Below are 20,493 nucleotides of genomic sequence, written 5' to 3' on the forward strand. Positions count from 1 at the left end.
GGAACGACTCCAAGCCTCGGGGTCCCGACGTCCCGGGGGACAGGGACACCGGTCACCTGTCGAGCGGGACGCCGAGGGCACAGCGTCAGCGACCCAGCCCCGCCTCGCGCGCCTTGACGATCGCCTCGGGGCGGCCCTCGACGTCGATCTTGGCGAAGATGCTCGACACGTAGTTGCGCACCGTCTTGTCCGACAGGAACAGGCGACGGGCGATGCCGGCGTTGGAGGCGCCCTCGGCGATGAGCGCCAGCACCTCCCGCTCCCGGTCCGACAGCGACGGGAAGGGCTGCACGGACGCGCCCCCGCCGCCGGCGAAGAAGCCCCGGAGGCGCCGGGCGATCTCCGCGCCGTAGACAGCCTGACCGGCCGCCACGGCCGCGAGGGCCCGGGAGATCTCCTCCTGGCCCGCGCCCTTGAGCAGGTAGCCGAGCGCGCCCGCCTGGATCGCGGCGAAGACGGCCTGGTCGTCCTCGACCATCGTCAGCACGACCACCTTCACGTCCGGCTCCAGGTCCGACAGGCGCTTGGTCGCCTCCACTCCTGACACGCCAGGCATCTGGAGGTCCATGAAGACGACGTCGGGCCGGTGCTCGACGACGGCCGCGACACCGGACTCCCCGTCGGCCGCTTCGGCGAGGACGGTGACGCCGAGGTCCTCCAACAGGGTCCGCAGCCCCTGTCGGAACATCGGGTGGTCGTCGACCAGCACGACTCGCAGGTCCTTGATCATCACTGCCTCACTTCTTCGTTGCGGTCGGCGGGGGGAAGCTCGTCGATCGGAGCGGGGAGTGCGTCGTACGGCAACCAGGCTCGTACGCCGGTCCCGCCAGTCGTCGTCTCGATGGTGCACCACCCACCGAGCTCGGTGGCTCGCTCGCGCATGGACGCGAGCCCGACGCCCGGGGTCAGCTCGGCGGGCAGTCCGCCCCCGTCGTCGCGCACGTGCACCTCCAGCCGGGTGTCCCCTGCGGAGAGAGACAGGTAGACCCGGGACGCGTCCGAGTGGCGCACGGCGTTGTTCACTGCCTCCGCCGCGATCCGGTAGGCCGCGACCTCGACCGCGGCGGGCAGCTCGTCGAGCCGCCCGGTCGCCTGCACCTCGACCTCGGGGCCACCGGCGGTGAGGGTGGACACCAGGGCCTTCAGCGCCCCGACCAGTCCCAGGTCGTCGAGGGCGGGCGGTCGGAGGTCGGCCACCAGGCGGCGGACGTCCGTCACGGCCGAGCGCGCCTGCTCCGCGGCGGCACCGGACAGCTCGGCGGCCCGGTCGCCGTCACCTCGAGCCAGCGCCGATCGCACGACGTCCAGCGCCATGACCACCCCGGCCAGCAGCGGCCCCAGCCCGTCGTGCAGGTCGCGGCGCAGTCGGCGGCGTTCGTCCTCGCGCGCCTTGACGAGCTGGGTGCGCGACTCCTCGAGGGCGCCGGAAAGACGGACGGCGTACGCCGCCGACGAGAGCGGCCCGGCCACCGCCTGCAGAGCGCGCGCATCCGCCCCGGTCGGCGGCGCGGGCCCGTCGGCAGCAGGTGCGTCACGCCCGGCCGCCTGAGCGACCCGCAACTCGCCCACCTGTCGTCCGTGCAGCTCGAGGGGTACGGCGACGGCAGTCGCGGCCTCGCCGGCCCGCTCCTCCACCTCGGAGCCATCTGGCATGCGGACCAGGACGCTGACCCCGCGGAGCCGGAGGCCCGAGCGGACTGTCGCGACGCCGGCAGCCAGTGCCTCCCGCGGCGTCGCGGCCTCTCGGAGCGACTGGTCCACCGCCTGGATCAGGGCGTACGGGTCCCCGCGCAGTCCGTACAGCAGCCGGTCCACGAGACGTTGCAGGCGCACGCGGGCGGGGTGGAAGGCGGTGGCGATCGCGAACGCGGCGATGAAGGGCACGGCGCCCTCGGACGTGCCGACGAGGGCACCGACCCAGCCCACCAGCGCGACGTACAGCAGGGCGGCACCGGCAACCAGCAGGACCGCCACGATCGTCCGGTTGACCAGGAGGTCGAGGTCGTAGAGCCGGTAGCGCAGGGCAGCCACCGCGATCCCGGCCGGGACGAGCAGGACCACGAGGTTGGCCCACCCCGAGGGCACGACGACGATCGCCAGGACGGTCAGTGCGACGGCGTACCCCACCCAGCCGACCTGTCGCCGCTCGACGCCGTCGGCTCGGCGGACGCGGACGACGACCGAGGCGATGGCGACGACCAGCAGCGCCGCCATACCGACCTGCACCGCCGGTTGCACCACCTCCGCGACCGGACCCACTGCCTCGACCCCGAGCGGGTTGTCGATGCCCGGGAAGAAGTCGAAGGGTCCCGGCGTGAGCGCGATCGTGATCACACCGACGACGCCGACGACGGCTGCGCATGCCAGGGACCATCGCCAGCCGCGAGCGGGCAGGGGGCGGCCGTGGGGCACGACCTGCGGGAGGACCGTCGAGACCACCAGCCACGACGGCAGCCACGCCCAGCTCGCCACCCAAGCGGTGGCGGCGGCGAGGTCGGTGCCGGCCGGCAGCACGGCGGAGTCGTCGCCACCCAGTGCGTACGCCGTCCAGGACAGCGCCGAGATGTAGACGGCCGAAGCCCCACCCACCCCGAGCAGCAGCCAGCCCATCCGGCGGGCCGGCGGGTGCGGCACGAGCAGCGCGCCGGTGATCGAGAACGATGTGGCGACGACCGCCTCGGGGGTGCGGACGAGCTGCTCGAGGTAGCCCAGGCCACTCACCAGCGGGAGGACCACTGCGAGGGCGGCGAGAGCCGTGGCGACCACTGCGAGGAGCCGGGCTGCCGTCAGGGCAACCCGACTCCCGTCGCGATCCGCGGCCACCTGCTCACCGTAGGGGGCCAGATCGTGACGTGTCAGGCGTTCGTCCACGCCCGCGCACCGTCCTTGAGGACGTGGTGGGCCAGCCCGACCGCACCGAGGAGGTAGAGCCAGTGCGGGTCGACCGGACCGACGGCGCCGATGGTGAAGTCGAGCACGATGAACACGAGCCACGCGCCCGGGATCCACCGCGGCACGCCGGCTCCCCTGACGAGCAGGCCGATCGTCAGCACGAGCATGCCGAGCACGGTCCCGGCCATGAACGGCAGGGCGAAGAGCGCGCCGAGCAGGGTGTCCTCCTGCAGGCTCTGCATCCACGTCGCGGCCGCCAGTCCGGCCTCGCCGTCGACGAGGGCACGGATCTGCACGAGGCCAGTGAGCTGGAGGCCGAGGAAGCCCCACATGCCCAGGACGAGGAGCGTTCCAGCGATGCGTCCGGTGCGCCGCGCCTGCCGAGCGAGCAGGCGCGCCGCGGCGATGAAGCCGAGCGCCATCAACGGCAGCGCGACCGTGCCGGTGACGGACATGGCCGTCACGAGCGTGGGGCTCTCGGTCGCGAGGGCCACCATGTCGTCGATCGTCTCGGGACGTCCGCCGAGCAGCTGGGTCATGACTGCCTGGGCGGTGTTGCCAGCCGCTCCGAGCACCAGCCCCGCGGCGGCCAAGGTGGCACCGAAGGGCCGGATGCGGGTGGTCGGGGCGGCCCGCTCGGCGGTGCCGGCGGGGGTGGTGCTGGCCGGCGCGATGCCGGCGGCGGTGCTGTTCATTGCTGTCTCCTTGGTGTGTGCGGCGGCTCTTCCGCCGGCAAGGAGGGACTTTTCTCCGACGCGTGTCCCGGGCGCTCGTGAGCGGTGTCCCGACCTCGCTGAGACATCGCAGCCGGCAGGGCGGGTTCTCGGAACCATCCCTGCGCGGCGGCGGGAGCGCCGGCATCGCGTCGGGCAGGTGCTGCCAGCGGTTGGATCCCTTGACCTCGACAACGTCGCGGTCGCGGTGTCGGCGGTGTCACCGTCGAGCCGGATAGTTGTGCGAGCTGATGAACCTGTCGACGTTGAGAGCGGGTAGAGGCTGCCTCGACTCTGCCGACCAGCGAGCTTCACTTGCTGTGCGGGGCACAGCGGTTTCGGAGAAGCGGTGACGCGGCAGCGTGACTAGCGTCGGTGGCACACCACCGAAGGGAATCACAGTGAGCTACCAGGCCTACCTCGACGCGATCGAGAAGAAGACCAGCAAGACGCCTGAGGAGCTGTTGAGGGAGGCCGCTGCGCGCGGATTCACTCCGCAGAGCAAGGCGGGCGACTTCGCATCGTGGCTCAAGGACGACTACGACGTCGGCCGGGGCCATGCGATGGCGCTGTTCGGCGTGCTCAAGAACGGGGCGACGATCGGTGACAAGCACGTCAACAGCGGCACCGCCCACTCCGATGCCTCCACCGAGCTGCGTTTGGACGGCGTCGACCGCCGCTGATAGGCGTCGTCGGCCCCGTCGGGTGCGGCATTTCGCCGCTTGCTGGGGACGTCCAGGTCGGCCGAGTGCGAGTGGGTTCGGCGCTAGCCTTTGGTGGTGCCCGAGGACCACCTGACGATGCTGCTGGCTGAGGCGCTTCGTGACCTCGTGCTCTTCGTCGAGCATCGACCAGAGACTGCGACCGAAGACGACGACGTGCGCGCGTTGGAGGACCTCGTCTCCGTCCTTGGTCAGGCCTCTCCCACCGACCGGAACCGGATGAAGCTGCTGCTGGGTGATGAGGTCTATTCGTACTTGGGCTGGGACTGACACGAGGCGCATTGCCCTCTTAGGCGTGATCGCTGCGTCTGTCCGCCGCGAGCGTCGCCGTGCCATCTGCGCGGTGAACGCGCCCCAAGCGCCGCGGATGACAAGCCCTCAGCTTGCGTGCTGCTGAACGACGTTGAGCACGTTGCCATCGGGAGCGCGGACGAAGAAGCGAGTCACGCCCCAGGTCTCCGTGGTCAGGGGATGCACGATCTCGTACCCCCGCTCCTGCGCTTGGCGGTAGGCGGCTTCGACGTCGTCGACCATGACCGAGACCACGGGGTCCACGGGTGCGGTGGCATCGCTGGTCATCACCTGGATCGTCGCCCTGGATGCCGGCGAGGTGTGGCGGGCCACCCAGCCCAGGTTGAACTCCTCCTCGGCCAACCCGAGGTAGTCGCTGTAGAAGCTCCTGGAGGCGGGGAGGTCGGGTACGTGAAGGTCGGCGATGATCTGTGTGACGCGGATGCGCGACGCATCGGCACTCCCAGCTGGGCTGGCTTCGGCTGAGGTCTGCTCCGGCGCGGCTCCCAGGAGGTGGATCCAGCGCGGATCCTGCTGGCCCGGCCGGCGCTCGAGCTCGCGTACCAGTGGCTGCGGGCGGCTTGCCATCCGGCGCAGGCAATCCTCGACCTGGCCCCGGTCGGCGAACCCGTGCAACCTCTCGGTGCGGGTGCGCAGCTCCCCCGGCGCCTGCGCGCCGCGGAGCAGCAGGACCGTGAGCAGCGCCCGCTCGTCGGGCTCGAGGGCAAGGTGCTCGTCGAGGATCTGGTGGTACTTCAGTGTCCGGCGCCCCGTGTCGGACCACACGATCCGCAGCAGCCCGCGCTCCTTGAGCGACTTCGCGGTCCGCTCGACGGTCTGCTGGTCGAGGTCGGTGACGGGGTCGCGGCTGCTCCTCTGGTTGCACGCCGACACCAGCGCGTTCGCGGAGAGGGGATAGGTGGCGGGCACGGTCGTCTGCTTCTCCAGCAGGCTGCCGAGGATGCGCTGGTCAGTCGCGTCGAGGACGGGGAGCTCGGTCACGTCACGACTTTAGATCCGTTTGGAACGATTGCGGATCTGACAGCGTCCTTCCGCCGCTTGCCGTCACTCGCAGGCGGTTCCATCCCCGTTCCCGTCCAGGTGTGGGCCGTACCCCGGATCCCCGGCGCGGACCGGGGCTGCACCGGCCATGTGCGCCGCGGCGCAGTTGTCGAAGTGCACTGTTCCATCGCCTGCGGACGGACTCGTCGTCGCGACTACGGATGAGTCGGCTGCAGGAAGCTCGTCAGCGTCCGAGGAGTCGGAGATGTTGTGATCCACCTCTGTCGAGGCGCCCCAGGTGTCGGCTGGCAGGACCTGTCCGTCGCACGAGGCCAGGACTCGCTGGATTGCTGCCTTCTCCGGCGGGGTGATCCACAGGTCGTACTTGCCCTTCACCGCGACCTGACGTGAGACGTACTCACAGCGGTAGGAGCTGTTGGCGGGCAGCCAGGTGGCGGCGTCACCATCCCCCTTCTGACGGTTGGCGCCAGCGTCGGTCGGGAGGAGGTTGAGCGGGTCGTTCGCGAAGGCTGCGCGCTTCTTGATGTGCCAGCCAGAGGCCCCAGTGGCCCACGCGTTGCCCAAGGAGACGACGTGGTCGATGTCGATGAGGGCCCCATGACCCTCCCAGTAGTCGATCCTGGACCCGGTGTAGGGATCCGCGTACGAGCCGGCGGTCACGACACAGCCGTTGCTCTCCAAGCTCACCGGACGCAGGTACTGGGCAAGGATGTCGTTCCTGGTGTCGCACCCGTTCCGGTCCGCGTCGAGCCATGCCGGACCGAACCGGTCCCGGTCATACCCCGACATCGGCGCACGCCCCTTGACGGCCAAGAGGTTGAGCGCCATCACCGCGGTCGCCTTGTCAGCTTGATGTTCAGCCGACGAGGACCGGGAGGGCGAGCGTGGGGACGACTCATGGGAAGTGTCGTGCTTGCGACGACCCCTCGCCGCAGACGTCTCGGGTGATGCACTCGAGCGGCCGGCGTCAGTCCGTTGAGTCGCGTCTCGGACGCCGGGCACCACGTCGGAGGCATCGCTGCACTGACCGACCAGGACGAGGAGGAAGGCGCCCACAGCAACGTGCCTGAGCTTCAAGACTCTCCTCGACCGGCTGCGGTGGACCATCAACCGCACGAGCGTCCGGATCGGCTCAGCGGAGAGCCGTCTCGGTCCTCACTCGACGGAGCCGCTCCTGTCAGCGCTTCTCGCAGGCAATGCCGTCGTTGTCCGCGTCAAGGGTGCCGTTGTGAGCGTCTGCCTCACGGTAGGCCGCGGTGTTGCGGTAGAAGTTGGTGACCGGCGTACCGCTGGTGCGGTCCCGGGCCTTGGCCAGGCCGACGCCGTGGGGCCACTTCTTGTTGAGGTTGGTGCAGTTGTCGTGATGGCCGGTGGTGTGGGCCGATGCCGGGCCGGCCAGCGTCAGGGTGGCGGCGGCCAAGGTGGTGGCAGCGACTGCGGCGAACTTCTTGGTGGCGTGCACGATGTGACTCCCCGTTGAGCGTCGCCCCGATGGAGACACGATGGCCATGACGGTAGGCGAGGACGTCTGACCTTGTCCGGCGATCGCGGACATGCGCCGGTCCCACGGGGCACAAGACCCACCCACCGCCCGGGCCAGGAGCCACGGGCGCTCACCACTCTTGGTGATGACGCGGGCGCACCTCGCTGCTCATCCTCGAAGAAGGCGGCGTCGCGGCCGTCGAGGACCGGAGGCGAGGTCTCACCATGGGCGGGTTTGCGGGTGATGAGGACGCTCGGGGTCGCGTACGACGATGGGCGCCGCGTCTGCGACGGGCAAGGGGCAGGCTGGCGCTGGGCTCTGTGCTCGCCGTGCTGGCCGTGCTGGCCGGCAGCCTCGGGCTGGTGACGCTGACGTCCCAGGCCCAGGGAGCGCCGGTGCCGGCGGGCTTCACCGAGTCGGTGGTATTCAGCGGGCTCACCAACCCGACCGTGGTGAGGTTCGCGCCGGACGGGCGGGTCTTCGTCGCAGAGAAGCGCGGCGTGATCAAGGTGTTCGACTCGCTCGCCGACACCACGCCCGACGTCTTCGCCGACCTCAACGCCAACGTGCACAACTTCTGGGACCGCGGGCTCCTCGGGATGGCGCTGGACCCGAACTTCCCGGCCGACCCCTACGTCTACGTGCTCTACACCTACGACCACGTGCTCGGGTCGACCGCGCCGGCACCCCGGTGGGGCACCCCGGGCGTCTACTCCGACCCGTGCCCGAGCCCGCCGGGGGCGACCGCCGACGGGTGCGTGGTCAGCGGCCGACTGTCGCGGTTGACGGCGAGCGGCAACTCGATGACCGGTCCCGAGCAGGTGCTGGTCGAGGACTGGTGCCAGCAGTACCCCAGCCACTCGGTCGGCACGGTCGAGTTCGGGCGCTCGGGTGCGTTGTACGCCAGCGCCGGTGACGGCGCGAGCTTCAACTTCGCCGACTGGGGCCAGGACGGCGACCCGGTGAACCCGTGCGGGGACCCGCCGGGCGGCGCCGGGGCGACCCTCACGCCACCGACCGCCGAGGGCGGGGCCCTGCGCAGCCAGGACCTGCGTACGAGTGGCGACCCCGTCAGCCTGGACGGCTCGGTGATCCGGGTCGACCCCGCCACCGGAGCCGGCCTGCCGACCAACCCGCTCGCGGCGTCGTCGGACCCCAACGCCCGGCGCATCGTCGCCCACGGCCTGCGCAACCCGTTCCGCTTCACCGAACGGCCCGGCACCGACGAGCTGTGGGTCGGCGACGTCGGGTGGAACGACTGGGAGGAGATCAACCGGGTCGTCCCGCCCGCCACCCAGGTGCCCAACCTCGGATGGCCCTGCTACGAGGGCGTGAACCGGCAGGCCGGCTACGACAGCGCGAACCTCGACATCTGCGAGTCCCTCTACGCCTCGCCGGGCGCGGTGACCTCGCCGCACTTCGCCTACCACCACACCGCTCGCGTGGTGCCCAACGAGTCGTGCCCCACGGGGAGCTCCTCGATCGCCGGCACACAGTTCGCCTTCGGAGCCGGTCAAGGTCCCTACCCGGCGGAGTACGACGACGCCCTCTTCTTCGCCGACTACTCGCGCGACTGCATCTGGGTGATGCCGAAGGGGGCCGACGGTCTCCCGGCGCCAGGCCTCGTGAAGACCTTCGTGGCGGGCGCGGCCAACCCGGTCAACCTGCAGGTCGGCCCCACGGGCGAGCTGTTCTACGTCGACTTCGACGGCGGCACCATCCGACGGATCGCCTACGCCAGCGCCAACCGCCCACCCGTGGCTCACGCCACCGCCACGCCGACGACCGGGTCGGCGCCGCTCACCGTGTCCTTCGACGGCTCGGCCTCCAGCGACCCGGACCCCGGTGACGCTCTGGCCTTCGCCTGGGACCTCGACGGCGACGGGGCCTTCGACGACTCGACGGCCACACAGCCGTCGTGGACCTACACCAGCAGCGGCACCTACACCGCCACGCTTCGGGTGACCGACCCCGCAGGGGCGACCGCGACCGACGCCGTGGTGATCAGCGTCGGCAACACCGCGCCGGTCCCGGTGATCAACACCCCGGCGGCAGGGACGTTGTGGAAGGTCGGGGACACGATCACGTTCTCGGGCGGTGCGACCGACGCCCAGGAAGGCGCGCTCCCGGCCTCGGCGCTCACGTGGGACGTCGTCATCCAGCACTGCCCCAGCAACTGCCACTCCCACCCGATGCAGAGCTGGGTCGGGGCCTCGAGCGGGTCCTTCGTCGCACCCGACCACGAGGCGCCCGTCTACCTCGACCTCAAGCTGACCGCCACCGACTCGGGCGGTCTGAGCACCACCGTCGTACGCCGCCTCGACCCGCGGATGGTCGCGCTGACGTTCGCGAGCGTGCCGGGTGGCATGACCCTCACCGTGGGCAGCTCCTCGGCGAAGGCCACCTTCACGCGCAACGTGGTCGTGGGCTCGAGCAACACGGTGACTGCGGTGTCACCGCAGGTGAAGGGCAACAAGCGGTACACCTTCACGTCCTGGTCCGACGGCGGTGCGCAGACCCACACGATCGTCGCCCCGGCCACCGCCACGACGTACACCGCACGCTTCAAGTAGCCGCCCAGGCCTCAGCCGACCACCTCGTGGAGGTGAACGCCGTTGTCCGTGGCGATTAGCTCGGCTGCCTTCTCGCCGATCATGATGGCCGCAGCGTTGGTGTTGCCGCTGACGACGTTCGGCATGACACTCGCATCTGCCACGCGCAGGGCCTCGATGCCGTGGACCCGCAGGCGCGGGTCGACCACGTCGCCGATCCGACAGGTCGACGTCTCGTGGTAGACGGTCAGCGCGTAGTGGCGGGCCAGGTCCTCCAGCAGCGCGTCGCTCGGTTCGGCGCCGGCGAGGTGGCCGTGTGCCTGCGCAAGGTGCGGCGGGATGACCGGCTCACCCAGGCCGCCGCCGGGCCAAGCCTTCGCGACCTCGAGGGCCCTGCGCATCACGGCGACCATGACCGTGACGTCGTGCGGGTCGTCGAAGTAGTTGAGCTCGATGCGCGGTGGGACCGCGGGGTCTGCGCTGGCGAGCGTGACGGAGCCCTCGGAGTGGGGCTGGACGGGATTGGGCAGGACGACCACCTGGCCGCGCGTCGGGTCCAGGAAGGACTCCGGGTCCTCGAAGAACGCGGACGCCGGGAGTCGGAAGACGTTTTCCCAGATCGGCGGTGTGTAGCCCGTTGCGAGGAATCCGATCTGCGCGTCGTGGGTGTGCTCGTCGCCCAGCCCGGTCGAGAAGAACGCGACAGCGTCGTAGAGAGAGGACGAGGCGAGGCCGCGACCGGTGGTGAACCACTCGGCGATGCGGCGCTCCGCCTCGGCCTTGGCAGCGGCGAGGGGTTCGGGCAGGTCCGCGTCGTCCGCGGGGTCTGCCGGCAGCGGACCAGCGGGAGCCCGCAACGCGTCCGGCCCGAGGGACATCGCCACCTCGGTCATCGTCTCGCCGATCCCGTCGGCGGCGAACATCAGGGGAGTGTGCAGGTGGTCCTTGAGGTGACGCCCGACGTCCGGGAGGTCGACGACGCAGTCCACCCCGACGGCGGTGAGCTCGTCGCGTGCCCCGATCCCCGAGAGGAGCAGCAGGTGCGGTGACCCGATGGCGCCCGCGCAGACCACCACCTCGGTGCTCGCGGCCACCTCCTCCGACGTGCCGTCCTCCGTGCGGTAAGCCACCCCCGTCGCACGCACCTCGTCCCCGTCCGTCTCGAGCAGGACGCGCTCGACGAGCGCGCCGGTGACGACCGTGAGGTTCCCCCGGTCCATGGCCGGTTCGAGGTAGGCGTGGAAGGTCGAGGTCCGCCTGCCGTCCTTCGTCGTGGTCTGGAAGAGCGAGGCCACCCCTTCAGGGCTGAGGCGGTCGCGACCGTTGTAGTCACCCTGCTTCATCCCCGCGGCGCCCGCGGCCTCCACGAACTGGTTCGAGGCACGCAGGATCGGCTGGCGCACCGACACGCCCACCGGGCCGTCGTGCCCGTGCACGTCGGGGTCGGCGTGGAGCTCGGGGCTGTCCACGAACCCCTCGGCCTTGCGGAAGTAGGGCAGGACGTCCTCGTAGGACCAGCCGTCCGCGCCCCCGGCGGCCCACGCGTCGAAGTCGCCCGGGTGCCCCCGGACGTACGCCATGTAGTTCAGGCCGGAGGAGCCGCCGAGCATCTTTCCCCGGGGCACCATCATCTGGCCGCCGATCAGGCCCTTGCCGACCCCACCAGGGTCGCCGTTGTACATCCAGTCGGTCGCGGGGTCGTTCTGCAGGCTGGCCACCGCGGCGGGCACCAGCTCCGAGGGCGGCGGCGGCCCGCCGGCCTCGAGCAGGCACACCCGGACATCCGGGTCCTCGCTCAGCCGGGCGGCGACCACGGCGCCCGCCGATCCAGCTCCCACGATCACGTAGTCGTACGTCGACTCCATCGATCCCACCTCGTTGTGGCACCTCGCCGGACGGCGGGGACGGTCTTGCCACGCAACCACACCCACCGCGGGGAAACAAGAGAGCCAGTGCCCAGGCATCTCCTAGTTGCCGACGTCTCCAAGGAGGGGCTGTCGGAGCGCACGAAGTCCTCACAGCCGAGGTACGGATGACGGCCGGCTGGTGGTGGCGCAGATCGAGCCGGAGTCCGCTCACTCCGTGCAGGACACGACCTGTCAGTCGAGCGGAAGACGCCCCGGGTCGGGCGCCGGGTCCAGGATCGCTCTCTCCACGTCAGATGCCGGCTCCGGAGCTGCAGCCTCCGGAGCGGGTTCCCGATCCGGGATGCCAGCGCGCGGCACGGCCGGGTCGGCGGCGTGGGCGGCCGCCTCGAAGTAGCGCAACAGCTCCACCGGGAACGGCAGCACCAGAGTCGAGTTCCTCTCGGCCGCCACCTCGACCATCGTCTGCATCAAACGAAGCTGCAGGGCACCCGGCGTCGCCGTCATCGCGGCCGCCGCCTGCGAGAGCTTCTTGGACGCCTGGTACTCACCGTCGGCCGTGATGACCCGGGACCGGCGCTCCCGCTCGGCCTCCGCCTGACGCGACATCGAGCGCTTCATGGCCTCGGGCAGCGCGACATCCTTGATCTCCACGCGGTCGATCTCGATCCCCCACGGCACGGCCGGACTGTCGAGCATCACCTCGAGGCCCTGGTTGAGGCGCTCGCGATCTGACAACAGGTCATCGAGCTCGCTCTTGCCGATGATGGACCGCAGCGAGGTCTGCGCCACCTGCGAGATCGCATAGTTGTAGTCCTGCACCTCCACGACCGCCCGCACCGGGTCGATGACCCGGAAGTAGACGACCGCGTCCACGCGCACCGTCACGTTGTCGCGGGTGATGCCGTCCTGCGCCGGGACCGGCATGGTCACGACTTGCATGTTGACCCGCTTCATCCGGTCCGCGAACGGGATCAGCATGATCGGGCCAGGCCGCCGCACCTCCTGCTGGGCGCGTCCCAGCCGGAAGACCACACCGCGTTCGATCTGCTTGACGACCCGGAAGCCGGCCGATAGGGCCACGACAACAAGCGCGAGCAGTGCCACCAGTACGAAGATCAGGACGTCCATGACGACCTCCGGGGAGTGAGTAGTGCCTCGCCCTCGAGCGTTCGTCGGCCTCATCGACCAGGATCCTCCTCGCGAGCGGACGCGTGCGACGGGGCCGAATCGGGGCGGGCCGCCTCAGTTCGGCACTCCCCTGCTCAGGAGATCTGGACCTGGCAGTCAGCCCTTGACCGGGTCCACCCGGTAGACCAGCCAGCCCTGCAGGTCGGCAAACGAGATGACCTCGACCTCCCGGAGGTTGAAGCCCGGGCTGGGTCCCTCGTCCGGCAGGCCGGGGTTGTCACCGAAGACCTGCACCGTGAGCCGCGAGCCGTCACGTGGCGGGCTGCTCACGGTGACGTGCGTGGAGAACTCCCCCACCGCAGCCATCCCGCCGGTCGACTGCGCGGAGTCCTCGGCGAGGACGCGGCCGCGCCCGTCGAGCACGCGGACACCGATCGTCCCCTCGAAACCGTTGCCGATCCCAGCGACGACGAACCGCCGCCCGACCAGGTCGTCCTTCGCCGGCTGGCGCACCCGCACGTCCGTGATCAGTCCCATGATGTCCCTCCCGAAGTCGGCCGAGGTCACACACGCTAGGGCACACTGCACGAGTGCCCGACCCGCTGCGCGACCTGCTCGCTGCGCCGCCCGACCTCCCGGTCACCGCGGGCCTGGCCCCTCTCGTCGAGGCGCTCCGCACGCGCGGACTGGCGGTGGTCCACGCACCGCCGGGCACCGGCAAGACGACCTTGGTCCCGCCGGCGGTCGCCGGGGTCGTCGCCGGACGGGTCGTGGTCACGCAGCCCAGCCGCATCGCCGCCCGCGCCGCTGCCCGCCGGCTGGCGCACCTGCTGGGCGAGCCGGTAGGCGAGACGGTCGGATACGCCGTACGCGGAGACCGACGCAGCAGTCGGCGTACCCGTGTCGAGATCGTCACGACCGGACTGCTGCTCCGGCGCATCCAGCACGACCCCGAGCTGGCGGGTGTCGGCGCCGTCGTGCTCGACGAGGTGCACGAGCGCCACCTCGACGCCGACCTGACCCTGGCGCTGCTCATCGACGTCCGGGCCAACCTGCGTGACGACCTGTCCCTGGTGGCGATGTCGGCGACCGTCGAGGCCGAGCGGACGGCCGCCCTGCTCGGCCGGGGTGACGATCCCGATGGCCTCGACGAAGGCTCGGTCGCTCCCGTGATCAGCGTCCCGGGTGCCCTGCACCCGGTCCGCGCATTCTGGTGCCCACCGCCTGCGGGGGTGCGCCGCACCGACGACCGGGGGATCACCCCGGCGTTCCACGACCACGTCGCAGCGACCGTGCGCCGTGCCCTGGTCGAGCACGACGGGGACGTCCTGGTCTTCGTCCCGGGTGTCGCGGAGGTCGACGCGACCGTACGCCGCCTGGCCGGCGTGGACGCCGCCGTGCACGCCCTGCACGGGCGTCTCTCCGGCGCCGCGCAGGACCGTGCGCTCAGCGAAGGCCCGCGCCGACGCGTGATCGTCTCGACCGCGGTCGCCGAGTCGTCGCTGACGGTGCCCGGCGTACGGGTCGTGGTGGACGCCGGGTTCTCGCGCGAGCCGCGCACCGATCACCGTCGTGGACTGGCCTCCCTGGTGACCGTCGCGGTGAGCCGGGCCGCGGCCGAGCAGCGGGCGGGACGGGCCGGGCGGTTGGGGCCGGGTGCGGTGCTGCGTTGCTGGTCCGAGGCGGAGCACGCGCACCTGGCCGCCCACCCGGAGCCCGAGATCGCGACCGCGGACCTGACGGCCTTCGCCCTGGAGGTGGCGTGCTGGGGCAGCCGCGACGTCCACGACATGGCGCTGCTCGACCAGCCACCGGCGCACGCACTGGCGGCGGCCAGGGAGGTGTTGGTGGGGCTGGGTGCGATGACTGAGGACGGGAGAGCCACGTCGCGGGGCCGGGTGATCGCGAGTGTGCCGGCCGATCCCAGGCTGGCGCGTGCGCTCATCGACGGGGCCGGTCTCGTCGGGGCCGAGCGGGCCTCGGAGGTGGTCGCCATGCTGAGCGAGGACGTCCGCGCGCCCGGCGGGGACCTGGTCGCTGCGCTCCGGTCACTGCGCGCCGACCGGCGGGCAGGGTCCTGGCGCCACCAGGTCGCCCGGCTCGGGGAGGTCGTGGCGAAGCAGGGCACCACCGGCGACCGGACAGGGACGTCGGGCCACGCCCGAGCACTCACCGACGACGTGGCGGTGGGCCTGGTGGTGGCCCTGGCGCACCCGGACCGGATCGCACGCAAGCGCTCCGGCACGTCGAGCTACCTGATGGCGTCCGGGACGGGCGCGGCGCTCGACCCGCGCGACCCGGGGCCGCTGGCCGGACTGGAGTGGCTCGCGGTCGGGGACGCACAGCGACGGCCCGGGCAACCCGAGGCCCGGATCCGCGCGGCGGCCCCGCTCACCGAGGACCTCGCGGTCGAGGCAGCCGCATCGCTGTGGACCGAGGTGGACGAGGTCACGTGGACCGGTGGGCGGGTGCTGGCACGCCGACGGACGTTGCTGGGCGCGATCGAGCTGACCTCGACCCCGCTCAGCGATCCACCCGCGCAGGCCGTGAGCGACGCGATCCAGGAGGCACTCGGGCGCGAGGGGATCGCCCTCCTCGCCTGGACGGAGGCGGCCACGACGTTGCGCGCCCGCCTGGACTTCCTGCACCGCGCGCTCGGTGACCCGTGGCCCGACGTGAGCGATGCGGCCCTGACGCAGAACCTCGACTCCTGGCTCGGGCCGCAGCTGGCGCGGGTCCGCTCGGCGCAGGACCTTCGTCGGATCGACGTGACCGCCGCCCTGCGAGCGATGGTGCCGTGGCAGCAGGCGGGCAGGCTCGACGACCTGGCACCCGAGCGCGTCGAGGTCCCCAGCGGATCGAGCGTGCGGATCGACTACTCCCAGGACCAGCCGGTGCTCGCCGTGCGACTGCAGGAGGTCTTCGGCTGGGCCGCGGCACCGGTCCTGGCCGGCGGCAGGGTCCCGCTCCTGCTGCACCTGCTCTCCCCCGCCCGACGCCCGGCCGCCGTCACTGCAGACCTTCAGTCCTTCTGGGACAACGGCTACCCGGGCGTGCGTGCCGATCTGCGCGGGCGCTATCCCAAGCACTCGTGGCCCGAGGATCCACGCACCGCACCCGCCACCACGCGTATGAACAGAGCGCGCCGGAGCTGAGCGCATCGTCAGGCCGTCGGGCGGGCGACTCTCTAGCTAGCGAGAGCGAAGCCGTTCGACGGCCTCCCGTACGCCCTGGGAAAGCGTGGCCCACGACTCGGACGTCCCGCCCAGGCCGTTCATCACGAGCAGCAGCCGGTTCAGCAACTGGGTGTCGCCGAGGTCGTTGTCGATCTCGTCCAGGAGCTCGGACACGCGGTCGAAGGTGTGGACGACCCCATCGGAGGCTGGGGTCGTGTTCGCATCGGCTGCGTAGACCCAGGCGACGAGTGCCCCGAACGCGAACCAGTCCAGGTACCCCTCGGGCTCCTCGTCACGGCTCATCTCCGGCATGGAGAGCAGAGCGTGACGCGCCTCGTCAACTGACGTGATGCTGGTCTGCGCCTTGATCGCGTCGGCGACAGGACCAAGTCCTCCAGGTGGCAGTTCGAGCGAACCGAGTTCAGCGAGGGGAAGTACGACGGACGCGAGCTCGGTCGCCGTCCGACGTTGTTCCTGCGGAGCCATCTGGCGGAGTCGGGACTCGAGCGTCGGCATGGAGTCGTGGGGCACGAGCAGACATCCTGCACGCTCTGGACGCGCATGGCCCTCACCTGCAGCGCGTCCTGATCGCTCGAGACGTTCCTCGACCAGCACCGTGAGGCGCTGAATGCCTGCCTGGATGGGCTCACCGAGCAGCAGGCACGCCGATCCCTGGTGCCCTCGAAGACCACCTTGCTCGGACTGGTCAAGCACGCGACCTTCGTCGAGAAGGCCTGGTTCGACGAGGCCGTCACCTTGCGGTCACGTGACGAGCTGGGCATCCCAGCGGGTCCGGACGAGTACGCGAGCAGCTCCTGGACGGTGGAGCGAGCGATTGACCGCACATGCCGCGATCCGCGCGTCCGCTCGTGCGATGAGCGCCCATGGCGATCGTCAGACCTAGGTGGTTTCAGCGTTCGCAGCGACGCTCGCGTTCGGCATCGCAGCGGTCCTGGCGGCCATTCTCCCCGTCGGCGGTGTCGCGACCGCCGCCTCCGCGGAGCACGTCCGACCCGTCGCCGCCCCTGAGGTCGTCGCGGCCGCTGCCACCGAGAAGCACGTCTGATCGGGCGCGACCTTGGAGTTCGTCATTGCCTGCGTTCCCGACCAGCCGGTTGCGGCCCAGCCACCCCCTAATGCTGTCGTCGCCGGATCCACCACGCATCGTGGCTTTCATGCCCACGCACTCCGATTTGATCTGGGCCTCAGGGCCGTCCTCGTTCCCATCTCCACCGCTGAGGCGGTCGTTTCCGCCTTTCCCGACGAACAGCACATCGCATCCCAAACCGAATAGGAGGTTGTCCTCGGCGTTGCCTCGCAACACCGCGCGCGGCGCGACTACGCTCGCGCCGTCGATGCCAGACAGGTTGACCGCATGGACCCCGCCGACCGTCACCATGTTGGTGTCCAGGTCGATCTCCACGTACTGGTCGGCCGACCAGACGGCGATCCCGCCACCGGTGTAGGTGCCAGGTGTCCCGGTCGCAGGCGCGGTGACCGTCAGGATCGCCCAGTCGGCGTCTGTCACGGTGTCATCCGTGCCGTCCGCGTACACCACGTTTTGATTGAGCGCGGCTGAGACGGGACCGTTGTTGCCAGGTCCCCCGAGGTAGCGGTCGAGACCAGCACCTAGATAGGCACTCATCTGTGTCCCAGCCTCGGACGCGTCCACCACGTCATCGCCGTCGCCCGCGTACACGCGCAAGGCGGTCGGGCTCACGCACACCAGATCGTTCCCAGCGACAGCGTAGGTGCGCTGGGATGTGCCGGTGACGATGACGTCATCACCCGGCGTGCCCTGAATATCCGGGCCAGTGCCGACGATCGTGGCCGGGCGGCCCTGGCAGGTCTGGGCAGTGTCCGAAGCCGCCGAAGACGGTGCGCTCAGCGCCCCCGTAACAAGCGCGGTGACAACAAGCGTGGTCGAACGTTGAAGCACGGTTACCCCTGGGTGAGCGCGATCCCCCGATGATGGTGGGCAGCGTGTCGCTGACGGTACGTCGCATGCGACGGTCCTTGCTAAGACGCGCCGACCTCATGATTAGTTGTCGTCGCTCGCCCGGATCTGCCGCGTTGAGGGCGGCTACGCTCGCCCGGATCTGCCGCGATGCGCGCCCGGATCGGCCGATGAACGGCTGTTACCCGACCATCGCGAGCCAGGCGTCGACCCCGCGATTGCTGGGTCTCGCCGCCGCCTCCTCTAGATCTACGAATCGGCCAATCGCATGCTGGACGAACTCGTCCGGCAGCCTGACCCCGTGGTCGGCGACGTAGTGCGCCAGGCCCTCTGGCCACAAGTAGGTCCCGTCCGTGAGTTCAGTCCTGCGACGAGCACATGCGGCACTGGGAATGGCCCATCATGTGCACGACCGGGAGGCCGCCGCGGAGATAGTCAGTGACTAGGTCGCGCTCGTCCCGATCCCACGACTGGTCCACAAACCTGTGGGGGTCGGGCAGTAGGGGCTTCTGCTCGCTCTGCCAATAGCCGATGAGGATGAGGTCGGTCACGAGCAACAGCATGGACCACGACAACATCCGTCGAGCCCCGCGAACGTCCAGATCTGCCGCGACCCGGACGACCGCTCATGCCGATGTCCGCACGACTTCTAACCTCAGTGGCGGACCGCCAGCTCAGTCGTTCTGCAGCCAGCCGCTCGGGTACGAGCCGTTGATCCTGTCGCCGTTTGCATACAGCGACATGTCCCCGTCCACCTGCAAAGCCTCGATCGCAGGGTCCGCCACAAGCTCGTGGACCAGGGCAGGCGTGCCGCCCACGATCGTGGAGTCGTAGTCGATCTCCGAGTGGACCAGCCAAGACCTGTCTTGGGGCCACCAGATCGTGGGTGAGTGGATGATGCCCATTTTGCGAGTCATCCTGCGCCAGTCGTCGGTGAGTCCGGCGGTCTCAAACTCGGACGACAGCGCGATCAGGTCCTTCAACGCGCCCGATAAGAGCCAGTACTCGCGACCGGGCAGCCGGAAGCTGGGCTTGGCGCGCCATCGGTCCGGAGATTTTCCGTAGCCGACCCACAGGGCGGACCAGCACGCCTCGGGGGTGGCGGTGTGGGCGTTCAGACGCTCGATGAGCAGAGGCAGCGTGATCCGATCGAGTGTCCCGAGTCGCGGACCCGGGATCCGTTCGGTTTCCGGTTGATAGGCCTCACGGCCCAGGTCGGTGAACTGCGCAGCGGGGTGGAACACGGTGCCGCGGTCCTTGGCCATCTCGGCCCACGAGCTTGGGCGGTCGCCACTGGGGAGGCCTTGGTCGGGGCGATGGAAGATCCGTGCGTACGCGGGGAACGTGTCCGTGACTAGGTCGATGACCCGGCCGTGGAAGTCGGGGAGGGCCGACACCAACCAGTCGGCCTCAGCTACGTCGTCAAGCGGTTCGGTGGTGGTCTCGTCCCCCATGGCCGGAGGCTATTGCTGCACCTAGGCCGCACGCCCGAACTATGCCCGCTCATAGTGCGCGGATCTGCCGATGTGAGTGGCGAGGGTGCCGCGCCACGCAGCTTCGAGCGACAGAACGTGCCCGATGCTCCTGCCAGACTGCCGCCCGTGACGGAAGAACTCGTTGGTGCGGCTCGAGGGTTCCTTGATCGTGAGGGACGGCTCATCGAACGCCGCCTCGCCGCAGCGCTGTTCGACGGCGACAGCCCCGCCGGGGTGGTCGACGCCGTCCGCGCCTACCGCAATCCCGACGGAGGATTCGGTCACGGCCTCGAACCCGACAAGCGGTGCCCGGCAAGTCTCCCAATCGACGTCGAGCGTGCTCTCGACGTCCTCCTCGAGGTCAGTCAGGGCGGTACAGCGGACGAAACGGGCACCGCCGTCCACGATGAGCTCGTCCGTGACGCGTGTGACTGGCTGGCCACGGTCGCCAGTCCCGACGGGGCGGTGTCCCTGGCCTTCCCGGTCATCGAGCGCTACCCCCGAGCCGAGCACTGGTCGGACTGGACCTACGCTCCCGGGTTGAACCCGACCGCCGGGCTGGCCGGGCGACTGCACCGTCTGGGCGTGACCCATCCCTGGCTGGATCACGCCACCGAGTGGACCTGGGGGCGACTCGAATCCGGTTTCGACGAGGACGCGCACGCCTTGATCGAAGTGCTGGTCTTCCTCGCCTATGTGCCTGATCGAGGGCGTGCAGAAACCATTGGCTCGGGCGTTCGCGATTGGCTGACCCAAGCCGCGTGGTACCGGGCCGACCCAACAGACCCCGGCTACGGACTGACACCGCTTCACATAGCACCCACGCCGGACAGCCCCTGGCGGCAGCTGTTCGACGACGAAACCATCGCAGGCCACCTCGATCGCCTGGCCAGCGACCAGCAAGCAGATGGCGGCTGGCCGGTCACGTGGGACGCACCGGGAACCGCCTCCACCATGGAGTGGCGCGGGATCGAGACCCTCCGCGCCCTGCGCACCCTCCGCGCGTACGGCCGGCTCTGACGATCATCTGCGCCTGCGCGCCGTGGTTCGCACGTCCGAACTGACGCGACCCGAGCATCCGCACATGCCGATGACAGGTCGTTCCGAGGAGGGCGTGATTCTCTGTATGGCGACCGCCGAGGAGTGAGAGGAACTGGTGCGCTCGTCACCCGCTTGATGTCGGGGGAGCGCACGGACACGCAAGCTAGCTCGG

19 protein-coding genes are annotated in these 20,493 nt (G+C 70.3%); 6 read left to right on the top strand and 13 right to left on the bottom strand.

The genetic code is table 11. The features are described 5' to 3' along the window. Positions 1-85: 85 nt before the first annotated feature. The 3 genes from NCI01_RS08895 to NCI01_RS08905 are packed head-to-tail and all read right to left on the bottom strand — an operon-like array spanning position 86 to position 3,587. Positions 86-730, bottom strand: a complete 645-nt coding sequence (locus NCI01_RS08895; protein ID WP_254181239.1) for a response regulator transcription factor — start codon at positions 728-730, stop codon at positions 86-88. Next, the gene (locus NCI01_RS22685) at positions 730-2,823 is read right to left on the bottom strand and encodes a sensor histidine kinase (RefSeq protein ID WP_254181119.1); all 2,094 of its coding nucleotides are present in this window, start codon (positions 2,821-2,823) and stop codon (positions 730-732) included. Before NCI01_RS22685 ends, NCI01_RS08895 begins: the two co-directional genes overlap by 1 nt. 32 nt (positions 2,824-2,855) lie before the next feature. After that, positions 2,856-3,587, bottom strand: coding sequence for a hypothetical protein (locus tag NCI01_RS08905; RefSeq protein ID WP_254181120.1), 732 nt, complete (start codon positions 3,585-3,587; stop codon positions 2,856-2,858). Positions 3,588-4,006: 419 nt separating this feature from the next. Between NCI01_RS08905 and NCI01_RS08910 the strand changes: the two genes are divergently transcribed. Further along, the gene (locus tag NCI01_RS08910; protein ID WP_254181121.1) at positions 4,007-4,288 is read left to right on the top strand and encodes a DUF4287 domain-containing protein; all 282 of its coding nucleotides are present in this window, start codon (positions 4,007-4,009) and stop codon (positions 4,286-4,288) included. A gap of 96 nt (positions 4,289-4,384) precedes the next feature. Continuing rightward, positions 4,385-4,597 carry a hypothetical protein gene (locus NCI01_RS08915; RefSeq protein WP_254181122.1) on the top strand — a complete coding sequence of 71 codons (213 nt, stop codon included), beginning with the start codon at positions 4,385-4,387 and terminating at the stop codon, positions 4,595-4,597. A 108-nt stretch (positions 4,598-4,705) separates the two neighbouring features. On the opposite strand, the gene NCI01_RS22690 is transcribed toward NCI01_RS08915, so the two are convergent. From NCI01_RS22690 to NCI01_RS08930, 3 genes are all read right to left on the bottom strand, one after another. Continuing rightward, a complete protein-coding gene (locus tag NCI01_RS22690) occupies positions 4,706-5,620 on the bottom strand; it encodes a DUF480 domain-containing protein (RefSeq protein WP_254181123.1) in 915 nt (304 codons plus the stop codon). Between the two features lie 63 nt (positions 5,621-5,683). Further along, positions 5,684-6,469: a GmrSD restriction endonuclease domain-containing protein gene (locus NCI01_RS08925; RefSeq protein WP_254181124.1), complete on the bottom strand. Its 786-nt coding sequence runs from the start codon at positions 6,467-6,469 to the stop codon at positions 5,684-5,686. A 349-nt stretch (positions 6,470-6,818) separates the two neighbouring features. Continuing rightward, the gene (locus tag NCI01_RS08930) at positions 6,819-7,103 is read right to left on the bottom strand and encodes an excalibur calcium-binding domain-containing protein (protein WP_254181125.1); all 285 of its coding nucleotides are present in this window, start codon (positions 7,101-7,103) and stop codon (positions 6,819-6,821) included. Between the two features lie 341 nt (positions 7,104-7,444). Here NCI01_RS08930 and NCI01_RS08935 point away from each other — a divergent pair, with 341 nt between their 5' ends. After that, complete coding sequence (locus NCI01_RS08935; protein WP_254181126.1) at positions 7,445-9,697, top strand: PQQ-dependent sugar dehydrogenase; 2,253 nt, start codon at positions 7,445-7,447, stop codon at positions 9,695-9,697. Positions 9,698-9,708: 11 nt separating this feature from the next. Here NCI01_RS08935 and NCI01_RS08940 read toward each other — a convergent pair whose 3' ends face one another. The 3 genes from NCI01_RS08940 to NCI01_RS08950 all read right to left on the bottom strand — a co-directional run bounded on the left by NCI01_RS08940 (position 9,709) and on the right by NCI01_RS08950 (position 13,209). Next, on the bottom strand, positions 9,709-11,541 hold the full coding sequence (locus tag NCI01_RS08940; RefSeq protein WP_254181127.1) for a GMC family oxidoreductase: 1,833 nt from the start codon (positions 11,539-11,541) through the stop codon (positions 9,709-9,711). 234 nt (positions 11,542-11,775) lie between these two features. Then, positions 11,776-12,672, bottom strand: coding sequence for a slipin family protein (locus tag NCI01_RS08945; RefSeq protein WP_254181128.1), 897 nt, complete (start codon positions 12,670-12,672; stop codon positions 11,776-11,778). A gap of 156 nt (positions 12,673-12,828) precedes the next feature. Next, entirely contained in the window at positions 12,829-13,209 is a 381-nt protein-coding gene (locus NCI01_RS08950) for a Gmad2 immunoglobulin-like domain-containing protein (protein WP_254181129.1), read from the bottom strand. Positions 13,210-13,262: 53 nt separating this feature from the next. On the opposite strand from NCI01_RS08950, the gene hrpB reads away from it, so the two are divergent. After that, positions 13,263-15,827, top strand: a complete 2,565-nt coding sequence (hrpB, locus tag NCI01_RS08955; protein WP_254181130.1) for an ATP-dependent helicase HrpB — start codon at positions 13,263-13,265, stop codon at positions 15,825-15,827. A gap of 36 nt (positions 15,828-15,863) precedes the next feature. On the opposite strand, the gene NCI01_RS08960 is transcribed toward hrpB, so the two are convergent. Next, positions 15,864-16,562 (bottom strand): hypothetical protein, encoded by a 699-nt coding sequence (locus NCI01_RS08960; protein WP_254181131.1) that lies wholly within the window; start codon positions 16,560-16,562, stop codon positions 15,864-15,866. Here NCI01_RS08960 and NCI01_RS08965 point away from each other — a divergent pair. Further along, on the top strand, positions 16,485-16,877 hold the full coding sequence (locus NCI01_RS08965) for a mycothiol transferase (RefSeq protein ID WP_254181240.1): 393 nt from the start codon (positions 16,485-16,487) through the stop codon (positions 16,875-16,877). The genes NCI01_RS08960 and NCI01_RS08965 overlap by 78 nt on opposite strands. On the opposite strand, the gene NCI01_RS22695 is transcribed toward NCI01_RS08965, so the two are convergent. From NCI01_RS22695 to NCI01_RS08980, 3 genes are all read right to left on the bottom strand, one after another. Beyond that, positions 16,759-17,787 carry a calcium-binding protein gene (locus NCI01_RS22695; RefSeq protein WP_254181132.1) on the bottom strand — a complete coding sequence of 343 codons (1,029 nt, stop codon included), beginning with the start codon at positions 17,785-17,787 and terminating at the stop codon, positions 16,759-16,761. The two genes, NCI01_RS08965 and NCI01_RS22695, sit on opposite strands and share 119 nt — an antisense overlap. A gap of 377 nt (positions 17,788-18,164) precedes the next feature. Further along, the gene (locus NCI01_RS08975; RefSeq protein ID WP_254181133.1) at positions 18,165-18,356 is read right to left on the bottom strand and encodes a hypothetical protein; all 192 of its coding nucleotides are present in this window, start codon (positions 18,354-18,356) and stop codon (positions 18,165-18,167) included. Between the two features lie 123 nt (positions 18,357-18,479). Further along, positions 18,480-19,259, bottom strand: a complete 780-nt coding sequence (locus NCI01_RS08980) for a hypothetical protein (protein WP_254181134.1) — start codon at positions 19,257-19,259, stop codon at positions 18,480-18,482. A gap of 147 nt (positions 19,260-19,406) precedes the next feature. On the opposite strand from NCI01_RS08980, the gene NCI01_RS08985 reads away from it, so the two are divergent. Further along, the gene (locus NCI01_RS08985) at positions 19,407-20,300 is read left to right on the top strand and encodes a hypothetical protein (RefSeq protein ID WP_254181135.1); all 894 of its coding nucleotides are present in this window, start codon (positions 19,407-19,409) and stop codon (positions 20,298-20,300) included. Positions 20,301-20,493 lie beyond the last annotated feature (193 nt).

This window comes from Nocardioides pinisoli, from assembly GCF_024199985.1.
GTDB classification, from domain to species: domain Bacteria; phylum Actinomycetota; class Actinomycetes; order Propionibacteriales; family Nocardioidaceae; genus Nocardioides; species Nocardioides pinisoli.